This window comes from Pacificibacter marinus, from assembly GCF_018860665.1.
GTDB lineage: Bacteria > Pseudomonadota > Alphaproteobacteria > Rhodobacterales > Rhodobacteraceae > Celeribacter > Celeribacter marinus_A.
Genome location: NZ_JAHKPK010000062.1, coordinates 109,489 through 127,886 on the forward strand (window position 1 = coordinate 109,489; position 18,398 = coordinate 127,886).

An 18,398-nucleotide genomic window follows, 5' to 3' on the forward strand; every position below is an offset into this window, starting at 1 on the left:
GTTACCTTGCGCACCTGCTGTCCGAACACGCTACAGGATCAACCAGACCAACGATATCAAACATAATGCGGTTCAGTTCGAAGTCTTTGGGGGTGTAGACACGCGCGACCCCCATTTCCAGAAGCGCTTTTTCATCAGCTTCTGGAATGATACCGCCAACGATGACCGGTATGTGCGATAAACCGTTTTCTTTCATCTGCACCATGAGGTCCGCCATCAATGGCATATGTGAACCTGACAGGATCGACAGACCAACAACATGGGCGTCATCACGGGCGGCGGCGTTAACGATTTCCTGCGGCGTCAGTCGAATGCCTTCATAGGTGATGTCCATGCCGCAATCGCGGGCGCGGGCCGCGATTTGTTCGGCACCGTTGGAATGGCCATCAAGGCCAGGTTTGCCGACAAGAAATTTTAGCTGGCGTCCCAAGGATTTGGATACTCGAGCCACGCCTTCGCGGATGTCATCTAACCCCTCGGTGCGATTGGAGGCACTTATGGATACACCTGTCGGACCACGGTACTGGCCAAAAGCCGCACGAACCATATCGCCCCATTCGCCTGTTGTTGCGCCAGCTTTGGCGGCTGTAATTGAGGGCGGCATGATATTTGCGCCAGACTGCGCGGCCTCGCGCAAAGCGGCGAGCGCTTTTTGTACCTTTGGTTCATCTCGTTTTGCGCGCCATGCGTTGAGACGTTCGATTTGATCGGCCTCTGCATGAGGATCAGATTTCATGATAGAGCCGTCGCCTGTGGTCAAAGGCGAAGGCTCTCCTTCAAGCCATTTGTTGACGCCGACCACTGTGGTGGAGCCGGTTTCAATATGGCCAATGCGGTCGGCGTTGGCCTCAACCAGGCGTGATTTCATGTATTCGATCGCGTCAATTGCGCCGCCCATGGCGTCCAACGTGTTCAGTTCCGCACGTGCGCCGTCTTTTAGGGCTGAGACCTTGCGTTCAATCGCAGGGTTGCCGTCGAACAGATCCTCATATTCCAACAAGTCGGTTTCATAGGCCAGAATTTGCTGCATGCGCAAAGACCACTGCTGGTCAAAGGGGCGCGGCAGGCCAAGCGCTTCGTTCCAAGCGGGCAGTTGCACGGCGCGTGCGCGTGCGTTTTTACTCAGGGTGACAGCCAGCATTTCGATCAAAATACGGTAGACATTGTTTTCGGGTTGTTGCTCGGTCAGACCCAGTGAATTGACCTGAACGCCATATCTAAACCTGCGAAATTTCGGGTCTTCTATGCCATAGCGTGTTTGGGTGATTTCATCCCACAATTCGACAAAGGCGCGCATCTTGCACAGCTCGGTGACAAAGCGAATGCCTGCGTTCACGAAAAACGAAATACGCCCAACCATCGCCGGAAAGGCCTCGGCGGGAACTTTGCCCTTAAGGTCGTCAAGCACAGCGATGGCTGTGGCGAGGGCAAAGGCCAATTCTTGCTCTGGCGTGGCTCCAGCTTCTTGTAAATGGTATGAGCAGATGTTCATCGGATTCCACTTGGGCATATGGGCTTGCGTATAGGCCGCTATATCCGTGGTCATCCGCAATGAGGGGCGCGGGGGGCATACATAGGTGCCACGCGACAGGTATTCTTTGACGATGTCGTTTTGAACTGTGCCTTGCAGTTTAGATACATCGGCGCCTTGTTCTTCTGCGGCTGCGATATAAAGCGACAAAAGCCATGGGGCTGTCGCGTTGATCGTCATTGACGTGTTCATCTGTTCCAGCGGGATATCCTTGAACAGCATTCGCATATCGCCAAGATGTGAGATCGGAACGCCAACCTTACCGACTTCTCCTTTGGCCAGTTCATGATCGCTGTCATATCCCGTCTGTGTGGGCAGATCGAATGCGACGGACAGCCCCGTTTGTCCTTTAGACAAATTGCTGCGGTAAAGCGTGTTGGACGCCTTTGCGGTCGAGTGTCCAGCATAGGTTCGGAACAGCCAAGGTCTGTCTTTTTGCGCATTGGTCATAAGGAATCTCACTTTGGATGAAACTATATTTCAACATTTGTATATTAGCAGCAAGAATAAGCCAATTGAAAATATTGCGCTGCGGCAATTTCATTTTATATATTAACTACAGTGACTTGTTTATTATGTGAGAGGTTATGATAATCGTTGATTGCAAATTTTTACTGAATTTTTGAATTTGAATAGTTATTAAATTGCAAAAATTACAACAAAATAGTTGTATTGTTACTTATTGAGTCATACTTCTGTATCAGAGAGGTCGCGATTCTGCGATGCGGCATTGAGCAACCCTCCCTAAAAGCCCACTGGGGGAGAGGCCGCACCCAGCACTGTCTGGTGGCCGAAAATATGAAGAGGAAACAGATATGGCACTTGATGAAACGCGCGGGGGGACTCAGTATGAAGCCCTAGAAAAAGATCTTTACGAACTTGGTGAAATGCCCCCATTGGGCCATGTCCCCTCAACGATGTACGCATGGGCGATCCGTCGCGAGCGTCACGGTGAGCCTGACAAAAGTTTTCAAGTCGAAGTTGTCGAGACACCTGAAATTGAGGCCCATGAGGTGCTTGTTTTGGTGATGGCTGCTGGCGTGAATTACAACGGTGTTTGGGCTGGTCTCGGCGTTCCGATCTCGCCGTTCGACAGCCATGGTGCAGACTATCATATTGCTGGATCAGACGCGTCAGGCATCGTGTGGAAGGTGGGATCTAAAGTTAAAAACTGGAGCGTTGGCGATGAAGTTGTGATTCATTGCAATCAAGACGATGGGGATGATGAAGAATGCAATGGTGGCGACCCTATGTATTCTCCGACACAACGGATTTGGGGCTATGAGACACCTGACGGGTCTTTTGCGCAATTTACGCGTGTGCAAGCGCAGCAGCTTCTTAAGCGACCAACGCATCTAACATGGGAAGAAAGCGCGTGCTACACGTTGACGCTCGCTACAGCCTACCGCATGTTGTTTGGTCATGCGCCGCATGACATCAAACCGGGACAACATGTGTTGGTTTGGGGCGCGTCAGGTGGACTTGGGTCTTACGCGATCCAATTGGCCAAAGCGGCTGGCGCCCATGCCATTGGGGTGATTTCTGACGAAGACAAACGTGATTTTGTGATGTCGCTCGGCGCAAAGGGCGTGATCAATCGCAATGATTTCAACTGCTGGGGCCAGCTGCCCACTGTGAACACGCCAGAGTACGCGGCATGGTTCGGCGAGGCGCGTCGGTTCGGCAAAGCCATTTGGGACATCACGGGCAAAGGCAATAACGTCGATATGGTGTTTGAACATCCTGGCGAAGCAACGTTTCCAGTGTCGTCATTCGTTTGTAAAAAGGGTGGCATGATCGTGATTTGTGCAGGCACATCGGGCTTCAATTGTACCTTTGATGTGCGCTACATTTGGATGCATCAAAAGCGTATCCAAGGCTCGCACTTTGCACATCTTAAGCAAGCTGCATCGGCCAATCGGTTGATGTGCGAGGGGCTGATTGATCCTTGCATGTCAGAAGTGCTGCCATGGAATGAAATTCCACAGGCCCATATCAAAATGCGTCGCAATGAGCATAAGCCCGGAAATATGGCAGTGCTGGTTCAATCGCCAAAAGCTGGTTTAAAGACCTTTGAAGACGCTTTGAACGCGAGGTCTATGACTTAAAGTAAAGGCGCATATTTCATCTTGATAGGGCCCGTGTTCTGCACGGGCCTTTCGCATTTCTTGAGTGTTGTCTTTGTGCAACTCTAGGTTGCTGCTGAGTTTTGCCAGCCATCCTATCCACAAATTAAAATTATAGACAGAATTGATTTTTTTTTGTCAATATTCCCCAATAGTTATATGTCTCAGTGCCTTAATATTTAATGCCTCCCTATTTTGGGGGAGGGTGAATCCGCGAATTTTCACATATGACGACACATGCTAAAGTTGAAAGAACAACAGAAACACCAACGGATGAGGCTTTACATGCGGAACGATTGGATACTTGATGTACTGACAGACCTTCGGACTTTTGCCGAACTGAACGGGATGCCAGCGACTGCAGATCAGCTTTCAGATGCCTGCCTCGTGGTTGCCGTTGAGCTCGCGAACAAAGGTGCCGAGGCGCAGCTAGATCAGGCATGTACGCATGAAATCGACGTTAGAAAACTTTCTGGAGGCTATCCCGCAAGTTAACACATTAGAGCATTTTCAGGCTGCGACAGAAGAGTTGCGAGATAAGCTTGGGCTTGAACATGTTGTTTATCACTGGGTCAATAGTGTTGGTGAACGCTTTGGCGCAGGCACCTACTCCTCCGAGTGGGTCGATCGCTATCTTGAAAAAGACTACCTGCGAATGGATCCTGTTATTTTTGGGTGCTTCCAACGATTTACTCCCGTGAATTGGAAACAGCTGGATTGGTCCACAAAGGCGGCGAAAGCGTTTTTAGTGGAAGCGATCGACTTCGGAGTGGGGAACCAAGGTTACACCATTCCGATCCGCGGGCCACACGGACAATTTGCGTTATTCACTGTTAACAATACGGCAAGTGATGCGGATTGGGAGGCATTCATCGACGCATATGGCCGTGATTTGATCATCGTTGGTCATGAGTTCAACAAAAAAGCGTTGGAATTCGAGGCAGGCGATACTGCTTTGCCGACCCCAAGCCTGTCGCCGCGTGAACTGATGGCAATATCCTATCTAGCCAAGGGGCTTTCCCGTGCCCAAGCAGCACAAGAAATGGGGATTTCTGAGCATACATTGCGTGTCTATATAGAAGCCGCGCGACACAAACTCGGAGCGCTAAATACGACCCATGCCGTAGCACGTGCATTGTCGACGGGCGTGATTATCGTCTAACCCAGCACCGATCAACGCCGCATCGGCCTATTTACTGTTGCACCAATCCATAGGCCGCCGTGCGCAGCAAACATCGCTTGATAGGCCATCCGCACGCTGTACTTAGCATCTGGTCACCTGCGCGGCATAGCTTCAGACCAACGAACGGTCACAGGAGCAAACCCATGTTGCGTTACATTTACGGCGACTCACTTCATCAATTCCCTTATCTGCGCGACACGATGTTCAAGGATCGTGCCGATCAATTTAAGAACCGTCTGGGCTGGGCCGTGACCGTAAATGCGATGGGCCACGAACGGGACGAATATGATGATCTCAATCCTCTTTATGTGATTTGGCAAAACGCAGATGGCAGCCACGGCGGATCGATGCGTTTCTTGCCGACGATTGGCAACACAATGGTCAACGATCACTTTTCACACCTGACAGATGGCGTGCGGATCGAAAGCCCGTTGATTTGGGAATGCACGCGGTTTTGTTTGGCTCCAAGGGCTGAGCGAAACGTAACCGCGGCCCTCACCTTAGGGGCGGGCGAAGTTATGGATGAATTCAAGTTGGATCATTTCGTTGGTGTGTTTGATCCACGTATGGAACGCATTTATCGCCTTATGGGACTGTCACCGGATGTGATTGGTCGTGCGGGAGAGGGGCGCGAGGAAATCGGGGTCGGCCTTTGGGAAATGCGGCCTGATGCCTTTGCGCGGACATTAGCCAAATTGGGTGTGGATCGTGCGACATCAAAGGCATGGCTGCGTCGTGCTTTTGCGCCAGCAGGCGATGCCCCGCTGCATGCCTATGCATGAATTGACACAAATGTTCGATCTCACTGGCACCTTGCGCGCGGTCCCTATAGGGTCTGCGCATGTCAAAAAATGCCATCATATTCTCGAACGATCAGGCCGAAGCCTTTGATGCCATCAGCGCAGTTTTAAAGCGCGTTGGTGTCGATTTGGATGATGGCTTGATCACACCAATGGTTGAGGGGCAATCCAACGTTCGAGCCATCATTGGCAAGGCTGGATCTGGTAAAACGCTATTACTTTCTCAGATGTACAAAGCTTTGGATGACGCTGGCGTTGATATTGTGTCTGGGGACTACGAGGGCAAAAAACGCCCTGATCGTCGGACGCTCGCCATTTTAGCCCCAACCAACAAAGCGGCATCCGTGCTGCGCAATCGTGGTGTGCCGGCGACGACGATTCACCGCATTTTGTACACACCGGTTTATGATCCCGATTATGAAAAGATAGCAGAATGGCTGGCTGGCGAAGCGGACCGTCCAGAGATGGAAGGTCTTGGCCCTGATGCGTTGGATCGTGCCTATGCTTTTTACCAAAATAACAAATCAATCCCAGGCGCCTTGGCTGCCGCTGGCCTGCGGGGATCCGATTTTATCACGGGCTGGAAACGCCGCGAGGACCCGCTTGATATCGGTTTTATCGATGAATCTTCGATGCTCGATAAAAAGCAATTCGAAGACCTTCAAGATATTTTCCCGACGCTGGTGTTGTTCGGTGATCCGGCCCAGCTTGCCCCTGTGAACCAAGCCGGGTCTATGGTGTTTGAACAACTGCCAGAACCTGACGTTCATGTGTTAAGCCGAGTTCATAGACAAGAAAACGATAGTCCTATTTTGGATTTGGCCCACGCTTTGGCTGACCCTGCTCTGAGCTACGACGATTTTGAGCGCATGGTGGAAGACGCGTCAAAACGCGACGATCGCGTGGTTTATGCTCAGCGGGTTGAAAGCGATTTGATGGCACGCTCGCCAGCTTTGGTGTGGCGTAACGCAACACGAATTCGTCTGATCCAAGCGTTTCGCAATGTTTACGGCGCACCTGCCGACGAATTGTTGGCAGGTGAACCGCTGATTTGTGATGGTATCGAGTTGCCAGCAAAGCATCGTAAAAAGCGTCTTGATTTAGAAGCGCGCGGTTTGATCAAAGGGGCGCAGGTCGTCTATTTGGGGCCCGGTCGCAAGCCAGGATTTTCGCGCTTGCATGTGATGGGGGCACAAGACCCGAATATTTCTGCGGCCTCTATCGTGAAAATCGAATTTCCGGATGAAGAAGAGCCGTTTATTCCCTTCGCTGCGCGTATGGGGGCGGCATTTTTACATGGTGCCGCTGTCACGATTCATAAGGCTCAAGGGTCGCAATGGGAAAATGTGCAAGTCTTTGCGCCTGATATTTTTGCGGCCTCTCGCGCTGGACGTATGGAGGCGGGCATTCCATTGTGGAAACGGCTCACTTATGTGGCGATTACACGGGCAGAAAAGCGTTTGTTTTGGGTGACGCGTGCGCGTCTGGCCAAACCTGAAAACCCTTTGAATGTGAGTGATCTTAAAGCGTTAGAAGCGGCGCCGCTGACATTGCAAATGCAAGACGACGACACACTGCTTTAACGTCTGATCAAGCGGAAAATTTCTGACGCGCCCCAGCCGGCAATCCCCGCCAAAAGCAATGACAAAAGACCGTACATTAAAGCGTTATTATGGGCGAGATTGTACAGCCAGCGTTCGATGCCGACCTTTTGCACTTGGATTTCTGTACTGTAATCGTCCAAGATCAAGCCGTTACGCGCCAGTAAAATACGTGTGACATAGGCACCTTCAACAAGGTTTGCAGGCAGAGCAATTGACGTATTGAACAAGGTGTTCTGGTTGAGTTCGACGCCCGCGTTGGCACGGCGATACAGGCCATTTGCAGTGCGAATTCTGATCAAAGCTTCGCGCGCTGGCAATCCGCGCCGCTCACTCAAAATTTGTTCATCGGCGGTGATTTTCCACAAAGCATCTGTCGCGGGAATGATAATATCTTCAACAGGGCGCGTTGCGGCAACGCTGTAAAAGCTGGGGGCATGGCCCAAACGTTCGCGCTCAACATTCACCCAAATACCAAACCGTCGCGCTTTGCGCAGGATAGTTTCCATCTTTTTGGGGCCTGTCACAGTGACGATAACGTCTAGATCACTGTCTGTTGGAATGGCGGCTTCGCGCTTGATCGCACCAAAAATGAGTATTTCAGATCCATCAAAATTTGCCGTGATAGACACACGGTTTTGGCTGAGATCTGCGACGACCTCTTCAGCGGCGAGCCATAGAGGGGCCAGCGTCAGGGCCAGTGCTAGGACAAAACCACGCATCATATTACCCCGATAGAGTAAAGTTCGCTGGGCGGAATAAGCAAATCTAGCCCCAATTTCAAACAGACGATCAAAACCAAAAGCGCGAGCATAATCCGCAATTGTTCTGCCTTTAGGCGCAGGCCAATTTGCGTGCCGATCTGTGCGCCGATAACGCCCCCAACCAACAAGATCAAGGCAAGCATCATATCAACGGTGTGGTTGGTATAGGCGTGCAACATAGTGTTGAAGGCCGTGACAAAGATGATCTGGAACAAGGATGTACCGATCACAACTTTCGTTGGCATGCCAAGAATATAGATCATGGCGGGGACCATGATAAAACCACCGCCAACGCCCATGATCGCGCCAAGCATACCGACGACGACACCCACAACCACGGGGGGGATGACGGAAATATAAAGGCCAGAGGCGCGGAATTTCATCTTAAAGGGCAGGTTATGGACCCAAGTATGCTTTGTGCGCTCACGTCTTTGGCCCGGACGGCCTTTTGCACGGCGCAAGGCGCGGATCGATTCAACCAACATAAGCGCGCCGATAATGCCGAGGAACACGACGTAGCACAGGGTCACAAGCAAATCGACTTGGCCGAGAGCTTTGAGCAGGTTGAAAATTTGCATCCCTATGGCCGAGCCAATCAGGCCGCCAATCAACAGCACCCAGCCCATGCGCAGATCAACTGTTTTGCGTTTGAAATGCGCAAGCACACCTGAGACAGACGAGGCGACAATTTGATTGGCTGAGGTGGCCACAGCCACGGCAGGAGGGATGCCGACAAAGAACAAGAGCGGGGTGATCAGAAACCCACCGCCGACGCCAAACATGCCTGATAAAATTCCCACAATTCCACCCAATCCCAAAAGGACAAATGCGTTTACCGAAACTTCGGCAATGGGAAGAAATATCTGCATGGGCGGTTTCTCACAGCTTAGTTGGCTATGGATGCAACGGATTTGCGCTGACGTCAAATAGTGTGACGGCATAAAATGCAATATTCGCGCCAAAAAGCTCGCATTTCTTTGATGTGCTGTAATTTAGCCTATCGTTCTTTGACATAGGGCGTGCCACCCGCGCGGGGCGGGATGGCTTTGCCGATGAAGCCAGCCAAGATAACAACAGTCAAAATATAAGGTAGGGCCTGCATGAATTGCACGGGGATCACAAAATCACCAATGGAAATGGATTGGTATCGGTTGCCAACGGCCTCCAAAAACCCAAAGATCAATGTGGCAGACAGCGCGTACCAAGGTCGCCATTTTGCAAAGATTAGGGCTGCAAGCGCGATGTAGCCACGCCCAGCAGACATGTCTTTAACAAAACCTGCAGCCAATGACGCCAGATAGGTGCCAGCCAAGCCACATAACACGCCTGCAATGATCAACGCCATATAGCGCAAACGCACAACAGAAATGCCAGCAGTGTCCACCGCGCTTGGATTTTCACCAACTGCGCGCAAACGCAAACCAAAGCGGGTGCGGTACAAGACCCACCATGACAAAGGCACGGCAATAAGTGCGATATATGTTAATGCCGTGTGTCCAGAAATCAGCTCGCTATAGGTCGGACCAAACACAGGGATTTTGGACCACGCGTCAGAAAACGGCAGAGTCCATTCACCAAAACGCCCATTGCCAGACAAAGGCGGCGTGCGCCCGCCAAGTGCGAACCAGCTTTGTCCTATGACTACAGTGAGGCCGGCGGCCAAGAAGTTAAGCGCCACGCCTGAAATCAATTGATCGCCCTGAAAGGTGATCGAGGCCAAGCCGTGTATCATTGAAAACACCAATGAAGCTGCAACGCCGGCCAAGAGGCCTAGCCATATTGATCCCGTTACATAGGCGACGGCACCGGACATAAAGGCGGCGACCAACAATTTGCCCTCAAGTCCGATATCAACAATGCCTGCACGCTCTGAAAACAGTCCCGCAAGGCAGGTCAACAACAGCGGAGTGGCAAGGCGCACGGTACTGTCAAGAATTTGTAAAACGGTCAAATAATCCATGATCACGCTCCCTTCTTGTTTTTGCGCAGCGTCAGAAATAGTTTTTCCAACGGGGCGCGTACCATATTATCCAGCGCGCCTGTGAACATGATCACAAGGCCTTGGATCACGATGATCAATTCGCGTGGGATCGCTTCCCAAAAGGTCAATTCTGCGCCGCCTTGATATAAAAAGCCAAACAACAAGGCTGCCAAGACGATACCGATGGGGTGGTTCCGTCCCATCAGGGCAACGGCGATGCCGATGAAACCCGCGCCTTCGGGGGCGTTGTCGATCAGGCGTTCTGCTTCGCCCATGACGTTGTTGATCGCCATCAATCCGCACAAAGCGCCAGAAATCATCATTGCGATGACGGTGATGCGTACAGGGTTGATGCCTGCATATTTAGCAGCAGATTCAGATTCGCCAAAGGAGCGAATTTCATAGCCCAAACGGGTCTTCCAAATCAAAACCCAAAATCCGAAAGCAGCCAAAAGTGCGATCAGAAACGAGATATTCGCCGGCGCGTTCTTGTTAAAATTGATGCCAAACGGTGCAAGCATTTCATGAAAGGTCGGCAAATGCGCGCCCGCTGAAAAGCCTGCGCTTTCTGTCGACATTGACCCCGGAACCTTGAGATAATTCAACAAGATATAGCCAACGAAGGCTGAAGCGATAAAGTTGAACATCATGGTCGTGATCACGATGTGCGACCCACGTTTGGCTTGTAAATAAGCAGGGATAAAGGCCCAAGCTGCGCCAAAAACGGCACCGCCAACCATGGCCGCAGGCAATGCCAGCGTCCAATGTGGCCAATCGATGGCCAGACAGACCAAAGCCACGCCAAGACCGCCCAGCATCACTTGGCCTTCGCCACCGATGTTGAACAATCGCGCGTGATAGGCCACCGCAATCGCAAGGCCCGTAAAGATGAAATTGGTGGTGTAATACAACGTATAGCCTAAGCCGTTGGTCGACCCAAACGCGCCTTGCACCATAGTTTGGATCGCAACAACGGGATCTTTGCCAATGGCCAATATTGTCAGGCCAGAGAAAAAGAATGCCAGCAAGATCGAGATCAACGGGATAAGGACGGCATCCGCCCATTTTGGCATGGCTTGCATGTTACGCGCCCTCGCTCAGTGTGGCGTCTGCGCCGTTGTTTATGCCAGCCATAAGCATTCCAAGTTCTTGCTCATTGGTTTCAGATGGCAAGCGCTCGCCCATGATATTGCCGTCGAACATCACCGCGATACGGTCGGACAGGGCCATGATTTCATCCAGCTCAACCGAAACCAGCAAAATCGCTTTGCCTTGGTCGCGCAGGGCAACGATTTGTTGGTGAATAAATTCGATAGCGCCAATATCGACACCGCGTGTGGGCTGGCCGATCAATAATAAATCTGGGTTGCGCTCGATTTCGCGTGCCAAAACGATCTTTTGTTGGTTGCCTCCGGAAAAACTTTTGGCCTCTAGTTTTTCGTTCAATGGCCGCGTGTCAAAACGCTCCATTTTTTCATGCGCAATTTTTTTGATCTTGGCATTGTCCATGATCCACGCATTTTTCTGGTACTCAGGATCGTGGTGATAGCCAAACACGATGTTTTCCCATGCCGCGAAATTCAAGATTAGGCCTTCGTCATGGCGATCTTCGGGCACATGAGCGATGCCGCGTGCGCGACGGGATTGCCCATCCGATGCTTTGCCGGTCAAATCAAGTTCTTGCCCGTTTACACGGATCACACCAGTGCCAGTTTGGTATCCACCTAGGACCTCTAAAAGTTCGGTTTGACCATTGCCTGCGACGCCAGCGATGCCCAGAATTTCGCCTGCGCGCACGGTCAAATCGACGCCCTTCACCCGTGTCACACCGTGGCTGTCCACGACGGTCAGCTTCTCGACCTCTAAAATCGGCGCTCCCGGTGTGGCGGGCGTTTTGTCGACTTCCAGCAGAACTTTGCGGCCAACCATCAGCTCGGCCAGTTGTTCAGGCGAGGTGTCGGCGGTGCTTACAGTCGCGGTCATTTCGCCCCGACGCATCACGGATACGGAATCGGTGACATTCATGATTTCGCGCAATTTATGCGTGATCAAAATGATGGTTTTTCCCTGTGCCTTGAGACCTTCCAAAATGCGGAACAGATGGTCCGCCTCGGCAGGGGTCAAAACGCCGGTGGGTTCATCAAGGATCAAAATATCGGCTTGGCGATAGAGCGCTTTAAGGATCTCAACCCGTTGTTGGTGACCAACAGAGAGATCTTCGATCAAAGCGTCAGGATCGACAGAAAGTTCATATTCGTCAGAAAGCTGTTTCAAAAGTTTGCGGGCTTTGCCAAGGGAGGGCATGAGCAGTCCACCGTCTTCTGCGCCCAGAACAACGTTTTCCAAAACACTGAAGTTTTCGACCAGCTTAAAGTGTTGAAAGACCATGCCGATGCCTGCCGCGATGGCCGCTTGACTGTCGGTAATCTGCACCTCTTTGCCGTTGATCAACACTGTGCCGCTGTCAGCTTTGTAAAAGCCGTACAGGATCGACATAAGCGTAGATTTCCCCGCGCCATTTTCGCCAATGATGCCGTGGATCGTGCCTTTGCGAACAGAGATGCAGATATCTTTGTTCGCCTGAACAGGGCCGAATGCTTTGGAAATACCGCGCAACTCGATGGCCAGCGGCGCAGTGCTGGGGGCAATTGGGGCGGCAGGTGTCTGCCGCCCCTCATGGGTTGTGGAAACCATTCTATCCAGCCTTAGTAAGCTGGGCAGGCAGAGTCGGACATGTAATCGTGTACAACGATTTCACCCGAAATGATTTTTGCTTCGGTCTCGGCCAAAGCCATTTTCATTTCTTCTGTGATGAGAGGGGCGTTGAATTCATCCATCGCCGCAGAAACACCGCCGTTTGCGAGACCCATAACATTAAAGCCTGGCTCTAGGTCTGTCCCTTGTGAAAAGGCTTCAAAGACTGCGTTGTCGACGCGTTTGACCATAGATGTCAAAACTTTACCTGGCTGCAAGTAGTTTTGGTTGCTGTCAACACCAATGGCGAGCATGTCTTCGTCTGCTGCTGTTTGAAGTACACCAAGACCTGTACCGCCGGCGGCTGCAAAGACAACTTCAGACCCTTGGGATTTTTGAGCGCGTGTGAGCTCTCCGCCTTTTACCGGATCATTCCAAGCCGCAGGAGTCGTACCTGTCATATTAACGATGACTGTGCCCTCAGGTTTCACGGATTTAAAGCCTTGAGCATAACCACATGCAAATTTGGAAATCAGTGGAATATCCATGCCGCCGATGAACGATACCGTGTCGCCTTTTGCCGCATATGCAGCTGCAACACCGACGAGGTATGAGCCTTCGTGTTCGCTGTAGACAACGGATTGCACATTCGGCGCGTCCACGACCATATCGATGATGGCAAATTTCGTGTCAGGGAAATCCGCGGCAACAGCTTCGAGTGCTGTCGCAAAGCTGAAACCAGCCATGACAATTGGGTTGTAACCGCTTTCGGCGAAACGACGTAACGCTTGTTCACGCTGTGCGTCCGACGACAATTCGACATCGCGGTATGTTCCGCCAGTTTCCGCAGCCCAACGTTCCGCGCCATTGTAAGCGGCTTCGTTGAAAGATTTATCGAACTTGCCGCCGAGATCGTAAATGATCGCGGGATCTGCCATTGCGGCTCCGGCGGTGAGTGCCAAAGTGGCAGCAGCGCCAAGAAAGGATTTCATCAGGGTCATGGTCGTCTCCCATAGTGTTTATATTGGAACCTGCGCAAAGGCATGTCCGAAATAGATTGTGACATGTCTGATGGACATGTCCACAACAGCGATTAGATCACTGGTGTTCACCTTTGAATTAGGGCGTTTTGCAAAGAGAGGGTCAACAGAAATTTTACCATTTGGTCCCAGATTGGGTGATGTTTGCCAAAACATTGGAATGTTGACGTAAAGTTACGCCCGTTCAAATGGCTTGGAAAAAACAAAAGCGTCAATTTTGGTCCCATCTGGGGCGGCGTAATAGGCGCGACGGCGACCAGATTCGGCATAGCCGTGAGACAGATACAATTTTATCGCAACGGTGTTTGTCGTCGCCACTTCCAAAAAAGAAATATCAGCGCCGCGTCTGCGGGCTTCGACCTCATATGCCTCAAGTGCAACGCGCCCCAAGCCGCGGCCTTGCGCATTGGGATCGACAGCCAATGTCAAAAGTTCTGCCTCTCCCGCAACCACACGGCCCAAAGCGAAAGAAGGGCCATCGCCGCAGGTGAGAAATACATCCGCCATAGACAAAAGCCCCGCAAACTCGGTCTCGGACCAAGGGCGGGGCAGTGTAAAGCTGGCTTTGTGCAGCGCCGCGAGATCAGCGTGCGACAGGGAAAGCGTCATGGGTCACGCTGCGACGGGACGCACTTCCAAAACTTCTGGAATATAGTGGCGCAATAGGTTTTCAATACCCATTTTCAGCGTCAACGTAGAGGATGGGCAGCCCGCACAGGCGCCTTGCATGTGCAAATAGACAACGCCTTTGTCGAAGCCGTGGAACGTGATGTCACCCCCATCTTGTGCCACGGCAGGACGCACGCGGGTGTCGAGCAATTCTTTGATTTGGTTCACAATGTCGCTGTCTGGGCCGTCATGCGCCGCGTGCCCCGCAGGGGACCCGCTTTCGCCTTCCATTACCGCATCGCCGGATTGGAAATGTTCCATAATAGCGCCGAGCAAGGCAGGTTTGATGTGATCCCAATCTGTCACATCATCTTTGGTGACTGTGACAAAATCATTGCCAAAAAACACGCCTGTTACATTGCCAACCGCAAACACGCGTTTGGCCAGCGGGGAAGAGGCCGCCGCTTCCGCTGTGGTGAAATCTGCTGTGCCTGTTTCCAAAACGGTTTGGCCGGGCAAGAATTTCAGTGTCGCTGGATTTGGTGTGGATTCGGTTTGAATAAACATGATCGGCTTTCCTTACTGCGTTAGTCGGATATGGGCCTTCTGAGTGGAAAAGTCAATATTTGGAATCATTCTAAACGACTGGTGCGATGAGGGCGCAAACAGTCGCATGCGCGCCCAAATAAAATGGCTTTACGTGATCGATTCCAAACGCTCTTTTGACATCTCGCCCGGCACCAATGTCATAGGAATCGGCAAAAACCCTGCCTGCTTGGTCATCGAGGCAATGAGTGGACCAGGCCCGCTTTTTTCAGTACCAGCCCCCAAGACGAGCACGCCGATATCGGGGTCTTCTTGTATCTGGGCCAAGATTTCGGTCACAGCTTCGCCTTCGCGGATCACCAGTTCGGGGTCGATGCCTTGACGGTCGCGCATCCATTTGGCGAAAACTTCGAAATGGACGATGATCCGTTCGCGGGCTTCTTCGCGCATTATATCTGCGACGCCAATCCAGTGATTGAACTCATCGGGCGGAATCACCGACAAAATGGTCACACCGCCACCAGTATTGGTCGCACGCATCGCAGCAAAGCGCATAGCGTTTAGGCATTCACGACTGTCATCTAAGATCACAAGAAACTTGCGCATGGTCTCTCCCTTAAGCTGCACTGTCCAGCAGCAGTTTGCGCAATGATGGCTGAGGTCGCGCGCCAGTGCAAGCATTGGCTGACAAAAGAACACCCTCGACACTGGGTCGAGGGTGTTTGCTATGTCATCGAAGGGGACTGTTCGATGTAAACGCATCCTGCACCTCGAGGGGGCTTGGCGCAGATATACAAATGGGTGATGCGTTTATCGCCTGAATAAACATGTATTGCCTCAGTTTTATGACGATTCTTATGTTCATTTCAGCGATAGCCATGTGCCTTGCGCGTGATTCATTGGCATTGCGTGTCAAAGTGAGTTTTTAGACAGAGTTAACTGCATTGTGATTTGCGAATGCCGTCCATTGCGTGGTTTTAAACAGAAAAAGAATTCAGGACCCGCCATGACCCATTTGAAAAAATCTGTGCTTACAAAACGAAAATTTATGGGGTTGATTGCATCAGTCCCTGTGCTGGCCACGCCTTTTTTGGGCTCGGCTGCGGTGGCCCAAGAAATTTTGACGCAGGAGCAAGAGGCCGTTCGGCGCAATATTTCCAGCTTTCGAACCGTTGATTGGCGCGAACACTTTGATGATTTGGGCAAGGGTGTGATGGTTGCGGACACTGTCAGTCGTGCTTTGCATTTCTGGACGGCGGACAGCAATGATGGGACAGATGGTTATAGGCTCTACCCGACCTCGGTGCCAATTTCGGAAGAGTTAACACGCCGTGGCTACACATCCGTTATCAAAAAAGTAGAAGGGCCGACTTGGACCCCAACGCCATCGATGCGCGAACGTGACCCAAGTTTGCCTCTTGTTGTGCCTGCTGGACCCAAAAACCCGTTGGGCACCCATGCTTTGTACCTCAGTTGGCAATATTACCGTATTCACGGCACGCATGATACGCGCAAAATTGGACGCAAGGCGTCTGATGGGTGCATCGGACTGTACAATAATATGATCGCGGACCTTTATGCGCGCGTGCCTGTTGGAATGCGCGTGCGGGTGATCTGAGGTCGCTCATTCCCCGTGAAATGCAGGAACACTAAAACGCACAAAGAAAAGGGGCCAATGAGGCCCCTTTATCGTTTTTAGCCTAAAACGTAGCAGGCGTTAGCGCACAAACCCCATGATATCAAAGGTCTTGTCCAAAATCGGATCCGCGATGGCTTTGGCTTTTGCCGCCCCTTTGGCCATGATGCGATCGATCTCGGCAGGATCATCCATGTACCGCTGCATCTCGGTTGAAATCGGGCTGAGTTTTGCAACAGCCAAATCTGCCAAGGCAGGTTTGAAACGTCCCCAACCAGCGCCCGCATATTCTGCGACGACAGCCTCGTTGGTCATGTCGTTCAACGCCGCGTAGATGTTGACGAGATTGCGTGCCTCTGGACGGCCATCTAAACCTTCCAGTGTTTCCGGAATGCCATCAGGATCAGTTTTGGCTTTCTTGAACTTCTTCGCAATCTTATCGGCATCATCGGTCATGTTGATGCGTTCCATGTCTGACTCGCCGGATTTAGACATTTTTTTGGTCCCGTCGCGCAGGTTCATCACCCGCATCGCAGGACCTTCGATCACGGGGATGGTTTCGGGAAAGAAATCCACCTTGTAGTCGTGATTGAATTTATTGGCGATGTCGCGGGTCAGCTCGATATGTTGTTTCTGATCATCGCCGACAGGTACATGTGTTGCGTGATAGACGAGAATATCTGCGGCCATCAAAGACGGGTAGGCGTAAAGCCCCAGCGACGCGCCTTCAGCATTTTCGCCAGCTTTGTCTTTGAACTGGGTCATCCGGTTCATCCAACCAACACGCGCCACAGTATTGAAGAGCCACGCGAGTTCGGCATGGGCTGACACGCGGGACTGGTTGAACAAGATCGATTTGTCAGGGTCTATCCCTGCAGCAAGGTAGCCTGCTGCAACTTCACGCGTTGCATGGTGCAGGTCCTTTGGATCTTGCCAAACAGTGATCGCGTGCATGTCTACCACGCAATAAATGGTTTCAAACTCACCGCCTTGCATGTCTACGAAACGCTTGATCGCGCCCAAGTAGTTGCCAAGGGTGAGGCCGCCCGAAGGTTTGATTCCCGAAAAAACACGGGGGGTAAAGGCTGGCTTGTCCATTTGGAACTCCGTCACTGGATTATTGAGTGTCCTTGGCTTACCTATGCAGAACATTAGCGTCAAGGAAGCCAAAGCATATGTCCGACCAATCCCCGTTCAATCGCGAAGAAATGCCGTTTAACGCCCTGCCGCCTGCGGTTGTGGCGTTGGTTTTGCTCATCGCAGGTATCGAGCTATTGTTCCAAGTCGGGTCTTACGGGATCATCGGCGGCCCCGAAGCCATCGGTTGGCGGGTGGCCGCAATTGAAGACTACGGGTTCTTCGATGCGGTGTTCGAGGCCATGCGAGAACGCAATATTTGGCCGATGGAACATATGATCCGCTTTCTCAGCTACAGCATGATCCACCTGTCATTGGTTCACGCGCTGATGGCTTGTGTGTTCATTCTGGCGTTGGGCAAAATGGTTGGCGAAATTTTCGGTAATGTCGCGTTTATCATCGTCTTCGCCGTTTCCGTTCTCGCCGGATCGCTAGGCTACGGATTGATTATGAATTCAAGCGTGCCTCTGTTGGGCGCTTATGCGGGCGCTTACGGATTGATCGGATCTTACACGTTCATCTTGTGGATCGGTCTTGGGGCGATGCAAGAAAACCAATTGCGTGCCTTTTCTTTGATCGGGTTCTTGCTGGGGATTCAGCTGGTCTGGGCGCTCATCTTTGGCAGTGATCCCACTTGGGTCGCTGATCTGTCCGGCTTTGTCGCTGGGTTTTCCATATCGCTTTTGTTGGTTCCCGGCGCGTTTCCACGTATCTTGGCGAAACTGCGCAAACGCTAATGCCTGCCAGCGC

The 18,398-nt window shown here is 51.8% G+C and carries 18 protein-coding genes; 7 read left to right on the forward strand and 11 right to left on the reverse strand.

The window, feature by feature from the left end; translation table 11 throughout:
* Window position 1: 1 nt before the first annotated feature.
* Window positions 2–1,981, reverse strand: a complete 1,980-nt coding sequence (locus KO497_RS17510) for a protein meaA (protein WP_215945247.1) — start codon at window positions 1,979–1,981, stop codon at window positions 2–4.
* A 365-nt stretch (window positions 1,982–2,346) separates the two neighbouring features.
* Between KO497_RS17510 and ccrA the strand changes: the two genes are divergently transcribed.
* The 5 genes from ccrA to KO497_RS17535 all read left to right on the forward strand — a co-directional run bounded on the left by ccrA (window position 2,347) and on the right by KO497_RS17535 (window position 7,223).
* Window positions 2,347–3,639 carry a crotonyl-CoA carboxylase/reductase gene (ccrA, locus tag KO497_RS17515; protein WP_215945248.1) on the forward strand — a complete coding sequence of 431 codons (1,293 nt, stop codon included), beginning with the start codon at window positions 2,347–2,349 and terminating at the stop codon, window positions 3,637–3,639.
* Window positions 3,640–3,942: 303 nt separating this feature from the next.
* On the forward strand, window positions 3,943–4,152 hold the full coding sequence (locus KO497_RS17520) for a hypothetical protein (RefSeq protein ID WP_215945249.1): 210 nt from the start codon (window positions 3,943–3,945) through the stop codon (window positions 4,150–4,152).
* Window positions 4,106–4,819 (forward strand): helix-turn-helix transcriptional regulator, encoded by a 714-nt coding sequence (locus KO497_RS17525; protein ID WP_215945250.1) that lies wholly within the window; start codon window positions 4,106–4,108, stop codon window positions 4,817–4,819. The genes KO497_RS17520 and KO497_RS17525 overlap by 47 nt, the downstream gene beginning before the upstream one ends.
* Window positions 4,820–4,983: 164 nt before the next feature.
* Window positions 4,984–5,622: an acyl-homoserine-lactone synthase gene (locus KO497_RS17530; protein ID WP_215945251.1), complete on the forward strand. Its 639-nt coding sequence runs from the start codon at window positions 4,984–4,986 to the stop codon at window positions 5,620–5,622.
* Between the two features lie 59 nt (window positions 5,623–5,681).
* Entirely contained in the window at window positions 5,682–7,223 is a 1,542-nt protein-coding gene (locus tag KO497_RS17535; protein WP_215945252.1) for an ATP-dependent DNA helicase, read from the forward strand.
* On the opposite strand, the gene KO497_RS17540 is transcribed toward KO497_RS17535, so the two are convergent.
* The 9 genes from KO497_RS17540 to KO497_RS17580 form a co-directional block, all read right to left on the reverse strand.
* Window positions 7,220–7,966, reverse strand: a complete 747-nt coding sequence (locus KO497_RS17540) for a TIGR02186 family protein (protein ID WP_215945253.1) — start codon at window positions 7,964–7,966, stop codon at window positions 7,220–7,222. The two genes, KO497_RS17535 and KO497_RS17540, sit on opposite strands and share 4 nt — an antisense overlap.
* On the reverse strand, window positions 7,963–8,874 hold the full coding sequence (locus KO497_RS17545; protein WP_215945254.1) for a sulfite exporter TauE/SafE family protein: 912 nt from the start codon (window positions 8,872–8,874) through the stop codon (window positions 7,963–7,965). The genes KO497_RS17540 and KO497_RS17545 overlap by 4 nt, the downstream gene beginning before the upstream one ends.
* A gap of 128 nt (window positions 8,875–9,002) precedes the next feature.
* A complete protein-coding gene (locus tag KO497_RS17550) occupies window positions 9,003–9,965 on the reverse strand; it encodes an ABC transporter permease (protein WP_215945255.1) in 963 nt (320 codons plus the stop codon).
* A 2-nt stretch (window positions 9,966–9,967) separates the two neighbouring features.
* Window positions 9,968–11,068, reverse strand: a complete 1,101-nt coding sequence (locus tag KO497_RS17555) for an ABC transporter permease (RefSeq protein WP_215945256.1) — start codon at window positions 11,066–11,068, stop codon at window positions 9,968–9,970.
* A gap of 1 nt (window position 11,069) precedes the next feature.
* Entirely contained in the window at window positions 11,070–12,680 is a 1,611-nt protein-coding gene (locus KO497_RS17560; RefSeq protein WP_215945257.1) for an ABC transporter ATP-binding protein, read from the reverse strand.
* 11 nt (window positions 12,681–12,691) lie between these two features.
* Window positions 12,692–13,681 carry a BMP family lipoprotein gene (locus KO497_RS17565; protein ID WP_215945258.1) on the reverse strand — a complete coding sequence of 330 codons (990 nt, stop codon included), beginning with the start codon at window positions 13,679–13,681 and terminating at the stop codon, window positions 12,692–12,694.
* A gap of 213 nt (window positions 13,682–13,894) precedes the next feature.
* Window positions 13,895–14,329 (reverse strand): GNAT family N-acetyltransferase, encoded by a 435-nt coding sequence (locus KO497_RS17570; protein WP_215945259.1) that lies wholly within the window; start codon window positions 14,327–14,329, stop codon window positions 13,895–13,897.
* A 3-nt stretch (window positions 14,330–14,332) separates the two neighbouring features.
* Window positions 14,333–14,896 carry a NifU family protein gene (locus KO497_RS17575; RefSeq protein ID WP_215945260.1) on the reverse strand — a complete coding sequence of 188 codons (564 nt, stop codon included), beginning with the start codon at window positions 14,894–14,896 and terminating at the stop codon, window positions 14,333–14,335.
* Window positions 14,897–15,025: 129 nt separating this feature from the next.
* Window positions 15,026–15,481: a universal stress protein gene (locus KO497_RS17580; protein WP_215945261.1), complete on the reverse strand. Its 456-nt coding sequence runs from the start codon at window positions 15,479–15,481 to the stop codon at window positions 15,026–15,028.
* Between the two features lie 400 nt (window positions 15,482–15,881).
* Here KO497_RS17580 and KO497_RS17585 point away from each other — a divergent pair, with 400 nt between their 5' ends.
* A complete protein-coding gene (locus KO497_RS17585) occupies window positions 15,882–16,493 on the forward strand; it encodes a L,D-transpeptidase (RefSeq protein ID WP_215945262.1) in 612 nt (203 codons plus the stop codon).
* A 99-nt stretch (window positions 16,494–16,592) separates the two neighbouring features.
* Here the strand turns inward: KO497_RS17585 and trpS are convergent, their stop codons facing one another.
* The gene (gene trpS / locus KO497_RS17590) at window positions 16,593–17,609 is read right to left on the reverse strand and encodes a tryptophan--tRNA ligase (RefSeq protein WP_215945263.1); all 1,017 of its coding nucleotides are present in this window, start codon (window positions 17,607–17,609) and stop codon (window positions 16,593–16,595) included.
* Between the two features lie 77 nt (window positions 17,610–17,686).
* Here trpS and KO497_RS17595 point away from each other — a divergent pair, with 77 nt between their 5' ends.
* Window positions 17,687–18,385, forward strand: a complete 699-nt coding sequence (locus tag KO497_RS17595; RefSeq protein WP_215945264.1) for a rhomboid family intramembrane serine protease — start codon at window positions 17,687–17,689, stop codon at window positions 18,383–18,385.
* The last annotated feature ends 13 nt before the right edge of the window (window positions 18,386–18,398 follow it).

Coding starts and splice junctions, on each gene's coding strand:
- KO497_RS17575 (WP_215945260.1), bottom strand. CDS start 14,896: ATGTTTATTCAAACCGAATCCACACCAAATCCAGCGACACTGAAATTC.
- KO497_RS17525 (WP_215945250.1), top strand. CDS start 4,106: ATGAAATCGACGTTAGAAAACTTTCTGGAGGCTATCCCGCAAGTTAAC.
- KO497_RS17520 (WP_215945249.1), top strand. CDS start 3,943: ATGCGGAACGATTGGATACTTGATGTACTGACAGACCTTCGGACTTTT.
- KO497_RS17550 (WP_215945255.1), bottom strand. CDS start 9,965: ATGGATTATTTGACCGTTTTACAAATTCTTGACAGTACCGTGCGCCTT.
- KO497_RS17565 (WP_215945258.1), bottom strand. CDS start 13,681: ATGACCCTGATGAAATCCTTTCTTGGCGCTGCTGCCACTTTGGCACTC.
- trpS (WP_215945263.1), bottom strand. CDS start 17,609: ATGGACAAGCCAGCCTTTACCCCCCGTGTTTTTTCGGGAATCAAACCT.
- KO497_RS17570 (WP_215945259.1), bottom strand. CDS start 14,329: ATGACGCTTTCCCTGTCGCACGCTGATCTCGCGGCGCTGCACAAAGCC.
- KO497_RS17530 (WP_215945251.1), top strand. CDS start 4,984: ATGTTGCGTTACATTTACGGCGACTCACTTCATCAATTCCCTTATCTG.
- KO497_RS17595 (WP_215945264.1), top strand. CDS start 17,687: ATGTCCGACCAATCCCCGTTCAATCGCGAAGAAATGCCGTTTAACGCC.
- KO497_RS17545 (WP_215945254.1), bottom strand. CDS start 8,874: ATGCAGATATTTCTTCCCATTGCCGAAGTTTCGGTAAACGCATTTGTC.
- KO497_RS17555 (WP_215945256.1), bottom strand. CDS start 11,068: ATGCAAGCCATGCCAAAATGGGCGGATGCCGTCCTTATCCCGTTGATC.
- KO497_RS17535 (WP_215945252.1), top strand. CDS start 5,682: ATGTCAAAAAATGCCATCATATTCTCGAACGATCAGGCCGAAGCCTTT.
- KO497_RS17580 (WP_215945261.1), bottom strand. CDS start 15,481: ATGCGCAAGTTTCTTGTGATCTTAGATGACAGTCGTGAATGCCTAAAC.
- KO497_RS17560 (WP_215945257.1), bottom strand. CDS start 12,680: ATGGTTTCCACAACCCATGAGGGGCGGCAGACACCTGCCGCCCCAATT.
- KO497_RS17540 (WP_215945253.1), bottom strand. CDS start 7,966: ATGATGCGTGGTTTTGTCCTAGCACTGGCCCTGACGCTGGCCCCTCTA.
- ccrA (WP_215945248.1), top strand. CDS start 2,347: ATGGCACTTGATGAAACGCGCGGGGGGACTCAGTATGAAGCCCTAGAA.
- KO497_RS17510 (WP_215945247.1), bottom strand. CDS start 1,981: ATGACCAATGCGCAAAAAGACAGACCTTGGCTGTTCCGAACCTATGCT.
- KO497_RS17585 (WP_215945262.1), top strand. CDS start 15,882: ATGACCCATTTGAAAAAATCTGTGCTTACAAAACGAAAATTTATGGGG.